The following is an 18,480-nucleotide window of genomic DNA, read 5'->3' as shown; positions in this document are numbered from 1 at the left end:
GTTAAAAGTCATTTCAGTTATCAGTTAGCCTCCTATCGGAGGAACTGCGTTAACAGTACCTCTGGCTGAAGCATTGGGATTGAAATACGTATGGCGAATATTTTTTTCATCCTCTTGAAAGACGAGGCTTGAGACTTTTTTTTTCTGGTTAAAAGTTAAAAGAAAAGTAATCTTTGAATTTATTACTATCTAATATCATGTCCGGATAATTAGTGATAGAACTCCGTTCCGCTTACGCGACCAAAAAACTTTCTCCTTCTTCTCCTCTTCTTTCTTTTCCTTTTCCTTCTTCTTTCTTGTTTCTTCCCTCCTGACTCCTGACTACTGACTCCTGACTCCTCCCTTGTTATTTATAACTGTTCAACCGGACATGATATAACCGGACATAATATTACTTTATTCGCGGCTAAAAGTAGGTTTTAAATCCGGATAAATTCCTGATATGTTGTCAAAAAAGTCCAAATTTGTATCCTCTTATATCATGTTTAGATAATTCACTTATAAATAAAATCTAGCAAATCTCAAGAATTATTAATATTTCTGAAAAAATATAAAATGGCCGTAATAATAATTTAATTATGTTAATATAAACACAACAACAAATTTAAAAACAAACTAACTAATTAATTTAACAATGTTAAGATACTTTTTTTTAAAAAATTTAGATCGAACACTCCTACTTCAGGTAGGAGATTGCTGGAGAGACCCACCTCAATTAGTCTGGCTACAGACTACTTCAAATATCTTAATAACTTTTGCTTTTTATTCAATTGCAGCTTTAATCATCTATTTTATTCACAAGCGACAGGATATAGAAAGAAGTTGGATAATTCCTATCCTAGCAATTTGTATATTATCCTACGCCACAACCCATCTAATAGAAACTTGGAGTTTGTGGTATCCCAGTGATTTGCTTTCAGGTTTACTTCAAGCTGTTACTGCAATTATTTCTATATTAATTGCCAGTATAATAGTATTATTAATTCCCACAGCATTAACTATTCCTAGTCCAAATCAATTACAGTTAGTAAATGCTGAATTAGCATCAGAAATTAAACGCCGACAACAAGCAGAAAAATCACTTCAGACCATAAATGCGTTGTTAGAACAACGAGTCGAAAATCGTACTAGAGCTCTAACTTGGTTGAACAATAAGTTGCGTCAAACTGTTAAAGAACAAGTGCAAGTTAAGGAAAAACTACAACTGAGTCAGTTTGCAATAGAACGTTCTGCTGATGCAATTTTCTGGATAGCTAAAGATGGAAAGTTAATATATGTCAATGATGCAGCTTGTCATTCTTTAGGATATTCTCCAGAAGAACTGCTATCGATGACGATCCATGAGATAAACTCAGATTTTCCTAAGAATTCATGGTCTCTGCATTGGAATTTATTAAAAAAATGCGGTCACCTGAAAATAGAAGCTTATCACTTCAATAAACACAACCATAAATTTCCAGTAGAAATAACTCTTAATCATTTGGAATTCAAAGGTAAAGAATATCAATGTTTATTTGCACGAGATATTAGCGATCGCAAAAAATTTGAAATTGCTCTGCGCAACTCAGAAGCAAGAGAAAGGAATAAAGCTGAACAACTAGAAACGGCACTCCAGGAATTGAGACAGACTCAAACTCAGTTAATTCAAACAGAAAAAATGTCTAGTTTAGGTCAGTTGGTAGCAGGTATTGCCCATGAAATTAATAATCCAATTAGTTTTATCTACGGCAATATTAGCTATAGTAATCAATACATCAAAGATCTGCTAGAATTGATCGATATTTATCAACAGCATTATCCTACTCCTGATGCAGAAATTAAATCTCACATAGAAGAAATAGAGCTAGGTTTTATCAAGCAAGATTTACCAAAAATTATGTCTTCAATGCAAAGCGGAGCAGAACGTATTCGTTCCATAATTTTATCTTTGCGTAATTTTGCCAGATTAGATGAATCAGAAAAAAAATTAGTAAATATTCATGATGGGATTAACAGTACATTGCTAATTTTAAAGAATCGATTAAATTTAGTAACCGGATTAGCAACTGGGATAAAATCAGAGGAGATTCAAATTATTAAAAACTACGGAGATTTGCCGTTAGTAGAGTGTTATCCAGGACACCTGAATCAGGTATTTATGAATGTTTTGAATAACGCAATTGATGCTTTAGAAATATCTATTTTATCGAATAGTTGGATAGCTCAAAATAAACAGCTAAGTCATACAGTTTTAGATATGAAAAAGCGGTCTCATATTCAGAGCAAAACTACTTTAAATATCAGTTCAAAAATTACCAATAACAATCGGCAAACTTCTCTAGAAAATTTAGGCTATTCTCGAAAAGCTTGGGTTGTGAATAGTAATAAAAACTCCAACCAAATACTTGATTTAGCAAAACAAAACCATCGGGAAAAACTCAAAAAACCTACTATTTCAATTAGTACAGAAATTGTAGACAATAACTTTATATCTATTCGGATTGCTGACAATGGCTTAGGTATGAATGAGCAAAGATCCAAACAAATTTTTGACCCATTTTTTACAACTAAACCTGTGGGTAAAGGCACAGGTTTAGGGTTAGCAATTAGTTATAAAATTATTGTCGAAAAACATGGAGGAAATATTCAGTGCAATCCTGCATTAGGAGAGGGGTGTGAATTTGTAATTCAGATTCCAGTCAAGCTGAAAAAACAGGAAAAAGTGACATCTTTTCATAAAGCTGGTTGAAGAAGGTGTTAAATAGAAAGTGGCAGGTTTTAGGTGGGATATATAGCTGAAGTCAGAAGTTAAATTCGCAACACGGACTAGATTTGAGAGTAGCGAGAATGTCCGCGCTGGTAATGGCGATTGCTATAAAAAACACCTAAAATCAGGTGATGCAAGAGGTAAAATAATAAGTATTTAACCGTACATAGTATTAATATTATCTCAATTCAAAACCAGATAAAGACTTTCAATATATGAAGATTCAGTAAAGATTCAGGAAAGATTTGTTTATTTTATGAAGATTTGATGAAATAAATTGTTAAGTTCTTGACATAAATACTGTTGTTCAGTAATAATAAATAATAGATTAATTAATTGGGTACATATCTAAGAGGATACCCTATCAGAATGCTTTCTTCATTTTTATTAAATAGTTTTTATCATTTGAACATATTTAGTTTCAATTCATTTTTATTGAATAGTTTTTATCATTTGAACATATTTAGCTTCAATTCATTTTTTCAGGAAAAAAAGGGTAAAACCCAAAATTAGATGACAATCTTGAAAAAAAGAACTGTAGGCATTATTTTGTTGGGAGTGGAAACCGAAACCTAACTCCCCTTACTACAGTTAAACTCCAAAATCCACAGTCAAGTGTAATTCCAAAACCTATTAATATAAGTCAGTTAATATTTTTATAGAGACTTTCTATGGAAAGTAGATAATTCTAGATATATATAGGCTATTTATTAGACATCTCCAATAATAAAAAATAAAATCAATTATCGTACAGAAAAAATCAATTATTTCCACCTAATATGTACTTCCGTTCCATGCAACTTCCCTAGCTACTCCCTCTTTTATGGACAAGTCTATTAGGAGTTAGGTAGGAGAGTAAGAAGTCAGAATAAATGGCTTCAATACCATTTCTTATATCATGTCTCATTAAATAAATGTAATAAACAATCTTTCCACAACTTCGTAGGGACGTTGCATGCAACGTCCCTACATTGCGGTTAATTAATGTTACTTGATATTAGGTCGGAAATTATCTTTTTTGTCAAAGAGATATCTCCTCTAAAAGTATGTTAATCATAATTATTAAGAGACTGTTTGTAAAATAAGTCTTAACAGAGCAAATAATGACTAAAATCTAAAAGCGGTAGTACTTCAAGAGATTGAAATTTCCTAGATACCAGAGGTTTAAAGGTACATATATTCCCAGATTTTTAACTTACAAATAGTTGTCTTGATTTCTTCCTCCCTCCATACCTATTCCCTATTCCCTGTTCCCTGTTCCCTGTTCCCTATATCCTTTTTATATTTCCTTTACAAACAGTCTCTAAGTAACATTATTTTTTTAAATTGGTATTACAGAAATATTTCCTGTTGTTGAGTAATTTGACAGATAAATTAACTAATTGGGCGCATAACTACCATCAGATCAATTGTTTTATTGTGCAATCCAAGAGGAGACCCTGTAATATGCTTTCTAACTTTTTATTGAATACTTTCTATCAGTTGAATAAATTTAGCTTCAATTCATTTTTTCAGGAAAAAAAGAGGAAAATCCAAAATTGGATGGCAACCTTGAAAAAAAGAACTATAGGCATCATTTTGTTAGGAGCGGAAACTGAAACTCAACTCCCCTTACCAGAGTCAAATTCTAAACTCCACAGTTAAGTTTAATTGCAAAACCTATTAGGAGAATTTAGTCAATATTCTTGTAGAGACTTTTCACCAAAGGTCTCTAATTTTCGCTTTGTTCCCTATTACCAATTTTTGCCGTTGCTGAATCAAGGTATGAAAATAAAAATTGAACAATCTGAAATAGTTATTATTCAATAGTTTAGCAATTACCAAAAAATACAAATCATACCCACGCATCAGCAACGCCCAATTTTTTATAAGTATTCAAGTAAATGATATTGGTATTATCTCGATTTTTATGTACGGAAGTTAAAAGTCAAAAGCCAAAAGTAAGATTTTCTAGACTCAAGACTTTGACGACACAGTAATTTCAGGAAATTATTTCATATTTAAAGTTTGAAACTATATTGTGACATCTTTAAAGTGATTTTTTATACTTTATAAGTGTTCAAAAAACTGTATTAATAACTACAAAAAGCCGAAAGGTTGCAAAAAATGTATTAATAACTACAAAAAGTCGTGTTTTTTTAAAGATTTAGTAAAGTTGCAGAAAAAGGCTTGCAATACTTGAGTGGAGTTAGCAATAATTTAGATATAAAAGCCATCCAAGCAATTTCCTTTTGGAGTTTCTTATGAAAAAGCACACTGAACAAACTGCCTCTATTATTCTGGAAATAATTCAAGTAGGAGCAGCGCTTATTACCTTATCTACTTTCACTTTGTATTTAACTCTTCTACTTACTCCTATAGCTATATTTTGTATAGCTTACAAGTACAGGATTTTTGAATTAATTCATTAATTAAGTAGAAGCTGATCGTGTAAATTTTAAAGATTCTAGAATAGGAAGATTACTATCAATCTTCCTATTTCTTCAGTCAAATCACACTTAGTTACTTCAACCGTACTTGATAGTAACTAGCTTGCATTTTTTCCTATTAGAAGCGTTTCAGATTCAGGTATTGAAGCGTTAATACCTGCATGATAATTTTGTTATATTTCTTGCTTTTACTCAGCTAGAATTACACTAATAGAATCTTACTTTTACTCACAAGTTGTTATGAGTTCCAATTAGTAGGATGTGCGGATAATGAGCGATCAAAAGTTTTTGTTTGCAGTAGGACTTTAGCCCATCAAATATCTATCTTTATATCCATAAAAGTCCAAAGTAGAAAACAATTCCAACAATGATTTATGTAATACCATTTCTCAAAAAGAATGCTATATCTGATTGAGTGGAGAAGTGTGGGAAGTAGTAGGGACATTGCATGCAACGTCCGTACGGGAGAGGTTAAAAGTAGGAAAAATCTATACTAACCGACTAATAATTGTCAAAAACAGACTTTTAATCTTGGTAACTATTTGACTGTTGAAGTATAGCTGAAGTATAGCATTAATGCATGGTAATTGGTATAACTCTTATTTATTTAAAAAGAGCGCTACTTTTGTCCTTAGTGCCATCCAAGTACAAGTAGCAGCAGCGCTTATTACCTTAATGTCTTTATTCTATGCTATTTACTTTATATTTATATGAAGATTGGGTAAAGATTACCAAAAGTTTTATGAAAATTCGGTAAAGATATAATAATCTTGGGACTAATACTCCCAATTTATAAATAGACTATAAAAAAAGTCAACCTAATGTAGAGAAGTTCCATACAACCTCCCTACATTATTTATTATTACATATTTACTTAACTGACAATATCTGAGCCAATTCTGGATGACGACCAAATAAACCAGTCATCACCCGCAAAGACAAAGACTTAAACATCGGAACTATTCCCATACCCCATAAACCTAAACGACGAACTGCCACTATAGGCAATAAAGTACCAGAAAACATTCTATCCAGAAAATCAGTAACTCCTAAAATTACTAAATTCTCCTTCCTTCGCCAACCTTCATAACGCTTCAATACCCTAATATCGCCAATATCCTCACCTTGCTGATGAGCAGCTTTAATAACTTCAGCGATCGCCCCCACATCTCGAATACCCATATTCAAACCTTGACCCCCTACCGGATGACAACAGTGAGCAGCATCCCCGATCAAAGCTAAACGATGTTTAACATAGCGGTCGCTCTGCATCAACTGTACCGGAAAAACATAGCGATCGCTCAACAACTCCAACTTACCCAACAAACCAGCAGTGCGATATTCCAACTTTGCCAAAAATTCGTCTTTATCTAACGCCTGCAACGCCTTTGCCTCAGCATGAGGAGAAGTCCAAACCACCTGACAACGATTTCCCGGTAACGGCAACACCCCCATCGGACCACTTGGCCAAAATCTCTCAAAAGCAATATTATTGTGAGATTTTTCTGTTTTTATTGTCATTGCCACACAAGACTGCCAATATTTCCAACCATGAGTACTAATACCAGCAGTTTCACGAATAGGAGACTTCGCCCCATCCGCTCCTACCACTAACTTAGACCGAACGGTAAAAGTTTCTTCCTCACCAGATAAATTATCTGTATCCTTGCATCTCAGTTCAACTTCCACAAAATCAGATTGATAATTTACCTGCAAAACTTCCGCCGGACATAACCAGGTAAGTTGCTCAGAGTCCGCCAAAAATTCTTGCATTGCCGTAAGCATGACTTGATGTTCTCCCACATAACCCAGTCCCTCCTTTGAGGTTGGTTTCTTACCAGTGGCAGCCAAATCATCAGGATAAAATTGGACAGTGCGGGGATAGTTACCATCAGAAAGACTGATTTGCCGATATGTAGTAATTTTGGGCAAAATTTCTTGCCAGACTCCAATACCCTCCAATATTCTGCCAGACATTACCGAAAGATTATAAGCAAGTTTTTTAGCTGCAACTACAGATTTAGGTTTGGTTTCGACTAATGCCACTTTTAACCCAGAATTTTTTAGGGCGCAAGCAAGAGCAGTGCCAGCGATACCCCCACCAACAATAACTAAGTCATAATCCAATTTTAGCGTAGTGGTTGTTTCAGATAGAGAATTTTGGGATAGTTCCTTGCTTACCATATTCATAAAAAATTGTCAACTATCTAGGAATTTGTACTTTCCTACATATTGTGGCGCAACTTTTAGAAAATATCTGAGTGATTGGTGACTGAACAAGGAGTCAGGATTTTTAGAGGGAGTCAGAAGTTAAATTCTTGCTGTGACTATATTTGAGAATTTGAGAATGTCTGCGCCAGTAATGGCGACTACTATAAATTCAAAAAAGGCTTTCCAATTTTTTATCTGTTTAAGACTTATATCATGTCCGGCAGTATCGGTATTATAAAGTATGGTTCAATAATTAATAATTAACAATTAATAATTAATAATTAATAATTACTTCTTCTGTAATAGAGGGATTGGTTAAAAGGAAAATTTTTTCTTCTCTTGGTTGATTGGATATGGCGTTTAGCGCTCCGCACAACCCGCGTTTTTCATGTCGCGTTTGCTTTAGCATGACCTAGGAAAGCGAAACGCGGAGGGAGATGAAAAGCGGAGCGCCTCTGTATTCTTCGGGAAACCTCGCTATCCCTAGACCGCTTTTTCTCCCATATAGGAGAGGCTTTCAACCTTATTTTTTCGGTAAGCAAGAAGGAAGAAGGAAGAGGAAAGAAGGCTTGAGAGGAGGGAAAAACTGAAATACCTGGTAGATATTTCCTAAGCTTTTATACGCTCCGATACCAACGAACATAATATTATCATGTTCGGTTGAATACTTATAAATAACTGGTAACAAGTAACAATAAACAGGGGTAGAGTAGGGACTTGCCATTTTGATTGAAACAAAAAATTGTATTTTTATGAACCTGATATATTCATTACCTTATTGCATTGCAAATAATCCTGACTAAGCTTTATTTGCACTGACAAAAAATAAAATTTAATTTCAGATTTAATCTTGACTAAACCTCGTCTAATTTGAAACCCGTAGTTTTTCTTGAAATGCTTCTAGGTGATTTTTATCCATAGGCAATCGCTAAGAATAAGAGCTGTAGAGTTTTCACAACTCAAATAGAACTGCTGTATTCAATAATGCTCTCTAAAAGTTCCCAATTAGAATTTTCTACTATCAACTTAGTTAATAAATCAAATACTTGACGGCAATGGTTATCTAATTTTAAAGCCAGTTCTTCATTTCTAATAACTATATTTATTCTGGTCTTTTCAGTAGTATTAGTTAATCTATCAAAAGTTATGTCTATAGTTACAAGTTTAGAGAAAGAAACTTGACCTGGAAATTCACGAGCAATTAAATAGTCTCCTCGATTATAAATAATTTCACAACCACAATAACTGAAAATATCTGTAAAAATTGGTTGTAAATTTTCTATCTTAACAGCAACAGTAAATATACCAGTGTAACGAGCCATAAACAACTCCAAAGATCGACCTAACTTCTTGAATTAAAGAAATATAATATTAATTACCATGAATTAATGCTATACTTAGATGACACTTCAATTATTAAGTAATTAACACGGGCTGAATAAATTTTTTGATAATTATTAGCCACCTAATGTGTTAATTATTCATATTTTTACTGGATAATTAATAATTAAATAATTAAATAATTAAATAATTAAACAGTTTAGGTTAAAAGCCTCCCCTTTCAAGGGGAAAAAAGCGGTCGTTTGCGGAGCATGACCTGGTAGATGGGATGGCGAGGTCTTCTCGCTTGCGTCCAATCGACCAAGAGAGTGCTCGGAAAGCGGAGCATTCCGTCAGGATGGGATGGCGAAGAAACCTCGCCATATCAATCGACCAAGAGAATAAATTTTTTCGGCGTTGGTCAATCTTCTCCCTAAAAGGGAGAGGTAATTATCCATTATCAATTATCCATTATCCATTAATGAATTCTCTCCTACTCCCCTACTCCCCTCTCCGCGACTCAAGAAAATGTAGAAAAGTTTTTGAGAAATGGTATAAGTAGGTTGGCACAAATAATTAGTAAAATGGAAATTACTTTGAAATCTCCAAAATAATTGAGATTTCTTCACTCAACTCTATTCCTGTCGCTTCGGACATAGTTACATTTAATTACGCCTACCTACTTAAGTAGTGCTTCCCACAACCCAAATATGACTATTATAGATTATAATAAAAGTTTGGCTTGAAATGTAAATAGGTTGATAATTATTAGCACAGTAAAAAAAAATTAATTAATTATATACAATAGTTGATGCAAAATGATAGGTAAGTTTATAGTCTTTGAAGGTGTAGAAGGAGGGGGTAAAACCACTCAAATTCAACTTTTAAGAAATTGGTTATTAGAAAAATGGTGGTCAGGTAAACTTTTATCAAAGTCTCCAGATTTAGAAGTAGTTATCACACGAGAACCGGGAGGCACAAAAGTTGGTAAGGCTTTACGAGAGTTACTTTTAAATGCAGATGTATCTGGAGAACAAATTCAAGAAAAAACTGAATTATTATTATATGCAGCAGACAGAGCGCAGCACATTGACACTTTAATTAAGCCATCTTTAGAAAGAGGAGCTATAGTTTTGTGCGATCGCTTTATTGACTCGACTATTGCTTATCAAGGATATGGCCGTGGTTTAGATTTTACATTAATTCAACAACTTAATCATATCGCTACAGGTGGCTTAAAAAGTGATTTGACTTTCTGGTTAGATATTGATGTAGAAATTGGTTTAACTAGAGCTAAAAATAGAGGAAAAATTGACAGGATGGAACAAGCCGATATTCAGTTTCATCAACTGGTAAAAACAGGCTATCAAGAATTAGCGAAAAATAATCCTTTAATAGTACGAATAGATGCTAATTTAACCATAGAAAAAGTGCAACAGCAAATTCAAGAAATGATCGTGCAAAAATTCCAGCAATGGGAAAATATAGCTGAAGTCAGAAGTCAAAATTCAGAAGTTAGAGGTTATAAGTCAGATAATAGTTTTGACTTGAGCTGATAAGGCAGTTCCTTTATAAGAGGCTAGCTAAATACTTAAAATTATATATTATATTATAGAGAATATCATGTGCAGATATTACTTATAATTTATACTAGTTAAAAAAAGAATGCTATAAAAACTGCATCTCGATTGGAGATACTTAAAAAGAGCTTCTCCAATTCATTTGAGAAAGCTATAGCAATCCTATTTTATTCGTGGCAAAAATCTTACTGCTTTTTAGGGAACACTTAACTGGGAACAGGGAACAGGTGGGAGTTTCAACTTTTTTATTTACTTTTTAATTTGTCACAACCTATTTAGGATTGCTATATATCTATCATTTTCCCTTTTTTTATTCAATCTTTATTCCAACTTCAGTCTCTCCTAGATAACCAAAGCCTTCTTCCCTCTGACCTACCCCCGTTGCATGCAACGTCCCTACCATTTGCAACAAACATTTATCACGCTTGGTATTAATTAGGCTCGTAGTTTTGCTATAGAGAGTAAATACAAACAAAGACTTTTTTATAACTAATTATCCAAACTTGACCTAATACAATTTCTTGATAAAACTGCACTTAATAAAATATAGGTGAATTGAGAAGTCGGCTTTATTTGTTTCCATCAAACATTTATGGTATCTTCCCGATAACTTGGTAATATCATGTCTCTTTGAATAACCACAATAAAAATTTAGGGATTAGGGAGTAGGGGAAAATTTAAAAAATATTCTCGCGCGAGAGAAAAGAACGTTTTTATTACGGCTAATTAATGAGACTTGATATAAGCATTCAGCGGTCAGCTATTAGCTAGCCTTCTGCGGAGAAACTTCGTTAACAGCTTTATTACTTTTAAGGGAGGAAAAAGTAATTGAGAGATTTCAAAGAATTAAAAGTTACTGTAAAAGTCCATTAGTCAACCTTAATAGACATCTCCGAAAATTAAAAATCAAATCAATTATCATCCATAAATTATCTATTCTTTCTTCCTGTTCCCAGTTAAGTGTTCCCTGTTCCCTCTTTTCCAGAGATGTCTAATAGTCTATCGAATCACATAGTTCATTTTCATTGCTGAGAGCCGACCGCTAATAGCTGAATGCTTACATAACTTGACTTCTAAAGATTGAAACTGCACTTAAATATTCAGGAGCTATCTGCGCCACCAATTAGAAATTTTGAGCAATTATTAACAGCATTTTTACAAAGAAATGGTATAATTATTATCCCTTTCCCAAGAATTAACAATATGTTAAAATTATACGAATTTTCCTCCTCTGGTAACTGTTATAAAATCCGCCTATTATTAACCCAACTAGAAATACCCTTTGAAAGAATAGAAATTGATATAACAAAGGGAGAAAGTCGCAGCTCAGAATTTTTGCAAAAAAATCCTAACGGTAGAATTCCTGTATTAGAAATAGAACCAGGTAAATTTTTATCTGAATCCAATGCAATTCTTTTTTATCTCAGTTCAGGAACAAAATTTTTCCCCACTAATAAATGGGAAAAAGCCCAAGTAATGCAGTGGTTATTCTTTGAACAATATAGCCATGAACCCTATATTGCTACCTCTCGTTATTGGATAAGTATTTTAGGAAAAGCAAAGGAATATAAAGCAGAAATAAAACAAAAACAATCAGGAGGTTATGCAGCTTTAGGTGTAATGGAAAAACACTTAGAAAAACATCAATTTTTTGTAGGCGATCGCTATACTATTGCTGATATTTGTTTGTTTGCTTATACTCATGTTGCGGATGAAGGAGGATTTGATTTAAACCAATTTTCAGCCATCCAAAATTGGATAGAAAGAATCAACAATCAACCTCTCTATCAGTCAATTAACCAATAAAATTTATGCTCAAAAAATTTTTGTTTGTAGTAGGGCTTTAGCCCTATCTAGACTGTTCGGGCTAAAGCCCTACTACAAGCTTTAATTATACTATTCACTAGACATAATATAACTTTTAACTTTTGACTTTTGACTTTATTTACCTCTATTATCGGACAAAACCAAGCCATAGAATTATTAACCCAAGCAGTCGCTCATCAACGCATTGCTCCTGCCTATCTATTTGCTGGACCGTCAGGAATAGGGCGAGGTTTAACTGCCCAATGTTTTATCGAACTCCTATTCTCCAATACCCCCTCCCCCACCACTAGCAGTTCATCCCTACAAAGTCGCATTCACAAAAGAAACCATCCAGACCTATTGTGGGTAGAGCCAACATATTTACATCAAGGAAAATTACTCTCAGCAACAGAAGCAACAGAAGCAGGAGTCAAACGCAAGTCACCACCTCAAATACGTTTGGAACAAGTACGCGATATTAGTCAATTTCTGGGTCGTCCTCCCCTAGAAGCAGCAAGGTCAGTTGTAGTATTGCAGCAAGCTGAAACAATGAGAGAAAGTGCAGCAAATGGTTTATTGAAGACTTTAGAAGAACCAGGGAAACGAGCTACTCTAATTTTAATTGCTCCTGGGGTTGACTCCTTGTTGCCAACTTTAGTGTCGCGCTGTCAACGTATTCCCTTTTATCGGTTGACTCAGGAGAATATGCAGTTAGTATTAGAAAAGGCAGGTTATAGGGAAATTTTGACTAACCCAGAAGTAATAGCAATGGCTCAAGGAAGTCCGGGAGAGGCGATCGCCTGTTGGCAGCAACTAGAACAAATTCCGGCAGATATTCTGGAAGTTGCGACTCAGGGTATTCGGGATACTCGTCAAGCATTGACAGTGGCGCGGGATATTAGTAAAAATTTGGATACAGAAGCACAGTTATGGTTAATAGATTATTTACAGCATTATTATTGGAGGGAGCAGCAACTTTACGGAACAGAGTTTCTCCAGCATTTGGAGGCAGCAAGAAAATATTTGCTTTCTTATGTACAGCCTAGGTTAGTTTGGGAATGTACGTTGATGGCTATTATAGCTGAAGTCAGAAGTTAGAAGTTATACTAAATCGGCTATAATTAGCAAACGGCCGTTTGCCCCTACAGATGGCGTATTATTTGATATTTTGCGTAAGTCCTGACTATAAAAAAAGTTAGTAGTCCCCCATAGTAATGGTATACCAGAAAAAAGAATACCTCGCACGGGAGCAAGATGCTCCCGCTGCTGTGCCTCACAAAAAACATTGCCGGACAATGCACGACCATTACAATGCACCACCACCAAAAAGTAAACTTCATGTAGAGGAGTTCCACTCTTCTTACTTCTTACTTCTTACTTCTTACTTTTGACTTTTGAATTAATCAACAGGACATGATATTATACTAAACGGCCAAAAAATAGAAAAATAAATGACAGCAGTAAACACCCAAAAATTAGACGTATTTGGTGTCGGTAACGCCTTAGTTGACATCCTAGCACTTGTAGAAGAAGACTTTATCGCTAAATATTCCCTACAAAAAAGCGGAATGACTCTGATGGATGCTCAAACACAAGGAGGAATTTTGGCAGGACTAGAAAACATATCTTTAAAAAAGCGCTCCGGAGGTTCAGCAGCAAATTCCATGATAGCGATCGCTCAAAGTGGAGGAACAGGTATTTTTGTGGCAAAAGTTGCCAGTGATCCTAACGGAGAACTATACCGTCAAGATATGCTGGACTTGAAAATAGAGTTTAACGTAGCTCCTGCACCTACAGCAGATGAACCTACTGGTACCTGTGTCGTACTGACAACTCCTGATGCTGAACGTACCATGTGTACAAATTTGGGAGTATCAGTAAATCTTAGTGCTAGTGATATTGATGCAGAACAAATTAGGCGTTGCAAATATAGTTATGTAGAAGGTTATTTGTGGACTGGAGATAGTACAAAGCAAGCTTGTATTCAAGCTATGGAAGATTCTAAGCGTCAAGAAGTGGGGGTTTGTTTTACCTTCTCAGACCAGTTTTTAGTAGATATGTTTGCTGATGACTTCCGTCAGGTACTTTCAAAGTATTGTGATGTATTATTCTGCAATGCTGATGAAGCGCGTAGTTTCTGTGGAATAGAGTCTTTAGAAGAATCTGCAATGAAAATTGGGGAGTTAGTAGAAACAGCCTTTATTACCGATGGCAAGGACGGTTGTCTAGTGGTTAAGGATAAACAAGTTATTTCTGTACCTGGGTTTCCTGTAACAGCGATCGATACTGTTGGTGCTGGAGACGCTTTTGCTGGAGGTGTGTTATATGGTCTTACCCATGGTTATCAACCTGCTCAAGCTGCTCGTTGGGGCAATTATCTAGCTTCTAATGTTGTACAAATTCAAGGTCCACGTTTAGAAGGATCTTGGGTAGATAAAGTTGAGCAAGTAATTAATGCCTAATTATTTCATCAAATTCAGAAAACTGCATTGATCTTTAGTGCATAATTTGTAGGGTGCTTTAGACTGCTTCAATTCAGGTTATGAAATAGATTTAGCAATCTGTCGTAACGCACCATTTTAGTTGTGTCAGTATACTACTAGACCTGAACGGTGCGTTACGGCGCAATGTAATATTCGAGCGTTCTACCATAATTTGTGGTAAGCGCCTTTTCATGTCGCGCAGCGTTTCATGTCGGCTCTTAGCCAAAAACGCACCCTACTAGACTTTATCCGAAGGGTAAACCCAACAACAATCTTTCTCCCCTACTCCCCTACTCCCCTACTCCCTACGAACCAGGGTTTGGTTACCAAACCCCTACGGAACACACTTAAGCATCTATACTTCCGCACCCCTACGGAATACACTTAAGCATCTATACTTCCGCGATCGCCAACCGAGAAAAAACTCAGGTGATAAATCTCAGGTTTATAGGGATGATATTGAACTTCCCTAAGAATAGTTTTGCCATCCCAGGAAATCTCAGGAACTTTAAGGTCAATAATAGTTTTGTTAGCGGAGGCATCCTTTAACAACTGCTTTGCTTTCTTAACATCAATGGTTAATTCAACTGATTCTGCAACCTGATGACCATACAAGACCGCTGGAATTAATCCTTCTCGTCGTAGCGCTTTAGTTTTGCTACCTTCAGGTCTTTTTTGACATTCTACTGTAACTTCCATCTTGACTTTTTTCTCTTAATTTGCTTATTGATTATACCAAAATTTGGTAGTCCTGCATAGTAATGGTCAATAGGATAGGTACGGGAGCAAGATGTTCCCACTACTCCCTACTCCCTACTCCCTACTCCCTATTATTAAGAAGATAACAGCGCCCGCTTAGGTCCATGAATAGGGTCTTCCACCACAATAGTCTGGTCACGACTAGCCCCAAGAGACACAATAGCAATAGGAACCTTCATCAACTCTGCCAAAAACCGTAAATAATCCAAAGCTTGCTTGGGTAAATCTTCCAGAGTTCGACAATCTACAGTTGACTTTTGCCAACCAGGCAAAGTTTGATAAATGGGCTTACACTTAGCTAATTGTATAGAACTACTAGGAAAATCTTCACAACGCTCACCCTCCATATCATAAGCCACACAAACCTTAATCTCATCCAACTCATCCAACACATCCAACTTAGTAATCGCCATACAGTCCATACCATTAATTCGGACTGCATAACGTCCAATCACAGCATCAAACCATCCACAACGACGCTTACGACCAGTAGTTGTCCCAAATTCCGCTCCGCGATCGCCTAGTAATTCCCCAACCTCATCTTTAGCTTCTGTGGGAAATGGTCCTTCTCCCACTCTAGTAGTATAAGCCTTAGCTACTCCAATCACTCGGTCGATCATTGTCGGTCCTACACCAGTACCTACACAAGCACCTCCTGCCACTGGATTTGAGGAAGTAACATAAGGATAAGTACCGTGGTCTAAATCCAATAGAGTACCTTGCGCTCCCTCAAACAAAATATTCCGCCGCTGTTGAATGGCATTATAGATATTCAAAGACGCATCTATAACATGAGGTCTTAAGCGATCGGCAAACTTCAAATATTCACTTATCACCTCATCTGGGTCTAAGGGCGATAGATTATAAAGCTTTTCTAGTATTACATTTTTATAGTTAACCGTCCAATTTACCTGCTCTCTCAATCTCTCTGGACTAATCAAATCAATCATCCGAATCCCTGTCCGCTCAGACTTATCAGCATAAGTTGGACCAATACCCCTGCCTGTCGTCCCAATTTTTTGACTGCCCCGACGTTCCTCCGATGCCTTATCTATCAGTCGATGATAAGGCATTGTTACATGAGCAGCTTGAGAAATCATCAACTTTGCCGTAGAAATGCCTAAAGCCTCTACCTGGTCTAGTTCCTCAATTAGAACTTTAGGGTCTATAACTGTTCCCGAACCAATGATACACTCAGTATCAGCATACAAGATACCTGAAGGAATTAAGTGTAGTTTAAATGTCTGGCCTTCAACAACTACTGTATGGCCAGCATTGACGCCCCCTTGGTAACGCACAACTACATCTGCTGATTTGCTCAGTAAATCAGTAATTTTTCCTTTTCCTTCATCGCCCCACTGGGCACCTATTACAATTACGTTAGCCAAGGGTTTTCTCTACGGATACTAAACACAATTTCTCATTCTTGCATCAACTTAAAATTAAGTCAATTGATTTTTGTTAACTTTTGTTAAAATGAACCCGATCAAGTAAATTTCTAGATATGGAGGAGGCCTACCTTAATTTTTTCAATACCAGGGGTGGTTGATATGTAGGTAGATAAAGTATGAGATTTTTTTGGTAAGTTAGGGTACGGATAAAAACAATACTAAAGATTCAACCCTTTTCTAGGTTAGGAAACGGTTGAAAAAATTCATACTCGTCGCTTAATGATTGCTATTGACCGTAACACATATACCGAATACTGGATACTTAATTCCTATTTGAAGATTTATTTTTATAGATAACTTCTTAGGAGAGCAGATATTTTTTATTCAACAAAATAAATAGTTTTCTAGTAGCAAAAATTATCTCCTATCTATCTCCTAACCCGAAAATACGATCGGCTTAATTTGCACCTTTACCACCCAAATATATAGAGCTAACAAGCTCAGATTTTCATCATAATTTCTCCCACACTAAAATATTAAGGATAAATCAGATTTCTATGGCTTTACACGCAGAATTACATCGACATTTAGGAGGCTCCGTAGTTCCTAGAGTTTTATGGAGATATTTTCAACGTCAAAACCAGGAACTAGCAACTCGTTTTCCCGAATATCAACAATTTGAAGAATTTTATACCAAACCACGGAATACTTTAGATGAATATTTAGAACTACATACTTTAGTAGAACAGGTTCAAACTATCGAGACATTACCATACTTTATTTATCGCTTAATTCGCGGTGCTTATACATTTGAAAATTTAGCTTATTTAGAGTTACGTTATACTCCTTACTTGAGAACTCCAGACAATTTACCCCAGTCTCAACGTATAGATTTAATGTCAGAAATAGTTACGACTGTAGGTAAAGCAACTCAACAGAATGAGTATCCAATTGTTACCAGCCAAATTTTATGTACTCACACTCGCTTACCCACTGAAGTAAATCAAGCAATTGTCGATTTAGCGGTGCAAATGCCAGAATATGTGTGTGCTATAGATGTAGCAGGAGGGGATAATCATTACAAAGAACGCATAGATGAATTTATTAAACTGTATAAATATGCTCGTGAACAAGGTGTAAAAACAACCGGACATCTTTATGAAACTCCCAATGGTTGTCATCCAGAATTACTACCTTATTTAATGCGAATTGGTCATGGAATTCAAATTCCTTTAAAATATCCAGAATTATTAAAAGAAGTAGCAAACAGGGGGCAATGTTTAGAAGTTTGTCCTACTACCTATTTTAAAACAGGTACTATGGATAATATGAGTCAACTCAAGAGAGTATTTGACAAATGTTTTGATGCTGGAGTAGATATTGCTATTTGTACAGATAATGCTGGTTTACATAATGTACGTTTGCCATTTGAATATGAGAATTTATTGACACTTGATGTGATTGATTTTCGACAATTACAAGCTTGTCAAGATGCAGCTTTTCGTCATGCTTTTGCTTGGCCTCATGGTCAACGACCAGAGAAAATGTTAACAGGATTATTAAAGCCAGAACCTTTAGTAGCAGGAGTTGTAAATGTCAATTAGCAATTAGCATTATTTAGTTATAATAATTTTTTTGTTTGTAGTAGGGCTTTAGCCCCTTAAATGTTTATGTTAGGGCTAGAGCAATACTACTAGCCTAATTATAAGTGTTTTACCGAATATGATATAATACCAGTCTATCTGCATATTTGGT

The 18,480-nt window shown here is 35.4% G+C and carries 11 protein-coding genes; 7 read left to right on the top strand and 4 right to left on the bottom strand.

The window, feature by feature from the left end; genetic code table 11:
• The first annotated feature begins 634 nt into the window (after positions 1-634).
• A complete protein-coding gene (locus tag ACP6PM_RS01345; RefSeq protein WP_426581135.1) occupies positions 635-2,728 on the top strand; it encodes a sensor histidine kinase in 2,094 nt (697 codons plus the stop codon).
• 3,317 nt (positions 2,729-6,045) lie between these two features.
• Here ACP6PM_RS01345 and ACP6PM_RS01340 read toward each other — a convergent pair.
• A complete protein-coding gene (locus ACP6PM_RS01340) occupies positions 6,046-7,359 on the bottom strand; it encodes an FAD-dependent hydroxylase (RefSeq protein ID WP_426581133.1) in 1,314 nt (437 codons plus the stop codon).
• A 986-nt stretch (positions 7,360-8,345) separates the two neighbouring features.
• Positions 8,346-8,708 carry a hypothetical protein gene (locus ACP6PM_RS01335; RefSeq protein WP_426581131.1) on the bottom strand — a complete coding sequence of 121 codons (363 nt, stop codon included), beginning with the start codon at positions 8,706-8,708 and terminating at the stop codon, positions 8,346-8,348.
• A gap of 816 nt (positions 8,709-9,524) precedes the next feature.
• Here ACP6PM_RS01335 and tmk point away from each other — a divergent pair.
• The 5 genes from tmk (at position 9,525) to ACP6PM_RS01310 (ending at position 14,554) form a co-directional block, all read left to right on the top strand.
• Positions 9,525-10,262 carry a dTMP kinase gene (gene tmk / locus ACP6PM_RS01330; protein WP_426581129.1) on the top strand — a complete coding sequence of 246 codons (738 nt, stop codon included), beginning with the start codon at positions 9,525-9,527 and terminating at the stop codon, positions 10,260-10,262.
• 1,104 nt (positions 10,263-11,366) lie between these two features.
• The gene (locus ACP6PM_RS01325) at positions 11,367-12,092 is read left to right on the top strand and encodes a glutathione S-transferase family protein (RefSeq protein WP_426581127.1); all 726 of its coding nucleotides are present in this window, start codon (positions 11,367-11,369) and stop codon (positions 12,090-12,092) included.
• Positions 12,093-12,221: 129 nt separating this feature from the next.
• Positions 12,222-13,190 carry a DNA polymerase III subunit delta' gene (locus ACP6PM_RS01320; protein ID WP_426581125.1) on the top strand — a complete coding sequence of 323 codons (969 nt, stop codon included), beginning with the start codon at positions 12,222-12,224 and terminating at the stop codon, positions 13,188-13,190.
• A gap of 116 nt (positions 13,191-13,306) precedes the next feature.
• The gene (locus ACP6PM_RS01315) at positions 13,307-13,483 is read left to right on the top strand and encodes a hypothetical protein (RefSeq protein WP_426581123.1); all 177 of its coding nucleotides are present in this window, start codon (positions 13,307-13,309) and stop codon (positions 13,481-13,483) included.
• A gap of 60 nt (positions 13,484-13,543) precedes the next feature.
• Positions 13,544-14,554, top strand: coding sequence for an adenosine kinase (locus ACP6PM_RS01310; protein WP_426581121.1), 1,011 nt, complete (start codon positions 13,544-13,546; stop codon positions 14,552-14,554).
• A 405-nt stretch (positions 14,555-14,959) separates the two neighbouring features.
• Here ACP6PM_RS01310 and rplY read toward each other — a convergent pair whose 3' ends face one another.
• Together rplY and ACP6PM_RS01300 are read right to left on the bottom strand one after the other, a co-directional pair.
• Entirely contained in the window at positions 14,960-15,274 is a 315-nt protein-coding gene (gene rplY, locus ACP6PM_RS01305) for a 50S ribosomal protein L25 (RefSeq protein ID WP_426581119.1), read from the bottom strand.
• Positions 15,275-15,408: 134 nt separating this feature from the next.
• Positions 15,409-16,722 carry an adenylosuccinate synthase gene (locus ACP6PM_RS01300; RefSeq protein WP_426581117.1) on the bottom strand — a complete coding sequence of 438 codons (1,314 nt, stop codon included), beginning with the start codon at positions 16,720-16,722 and terminating at the stop codon, positions 15,409-15,411.
• A 560-nt stretch (positions 16,723-17,282) separates the two neighbouring features.
• On the opposite strand from ACP6PM_RS01300, the gene ACP6PM_RS01295 reads away from it, so the two are divergent.
• Entirely contained in the window at positions 17,283-18,329 is a 1,047-nt protein-coding gene (locus ACP6PM_RS01295) for an amidohydrolase family protein (RefSeq protein WP_426581115.1), read from the top strand.
• Positions 18,330-18,480: the final 151 nt, after the last annotated feature.

Origin of the sequence: Dapis brunnea BLCC-M229, from assembly GCF_050015995.1 — a bacterium.
Classification (GTDB): domain Bacteria; phylum Cyanobacteriota; class Cyanobacteriia; order Cyanobacteriales; family Microcoleaceae; genus Trichodesmium.
This window is presented reverse-complemented; position numbering and strand designations above follow the sequence as displayed.

Excerpts from the sequence above, each read along its gene's own strand:
- ACP6PM_RS01295 (WP_426581115.1), top strand. The coding sequence starts at position 17,283 with ATGGCTTTACACGCAGAATTACATCGACATTTAGGAGGCTCCGTAGTT.
- ACP6PM_RS01310 (WP_426581121.1), top strand. The coding sequence starts at position 13,544 with ATGACAGCAGTAAACACCCAAAAATTAGACGTATTTGGTGTCGGTAAC.
- ACP6PM_RS01345 (WP_426581135.1), top strand. The coding sequence starts at position 635 with ATGTTAAGATACTTTTTTTTAAAAAATTTAGATCGAACACTCCTACTT.
- ACP6PM_RS01340 (WP_426581133.1), bottom strand. The coding sequence starts at position 7,359 with ATGGTAAGCAAGGAACTATCCCAAAATTCTCTATCTGAAACAACCACT.
- tmk (WP_426581129.1), top strand. The coding sequence starts at position 9,525 with ATGATAGGTAAGTTTATAGTCTTTGAAGGTGTAGAAGGAGGGGGTAAA.
- ACP6PM_RS01315 (WP_426581123.1), top strand. The coding sequence starts at position 13,307 with ATGGTATACCAGAAAAAAGAATACCTCGCACGGGAGCAAGATGCTCCC.
- ACP6PM_RS01335 (WP_426581131.1), bottom strand. The coding sequence starts at position 8,708 with ATGGCTCGTTACACTGGTATATTTACTGTTGCTGTTAAGATAGAAAAT.
- rplY (WP_426581119.1), bottom strand. The coding sequence starts at position 15,274 with ATGGAAGTTACAGTAGAATGTCAAAAAAGACCTGAAGGTAGCAAAACT.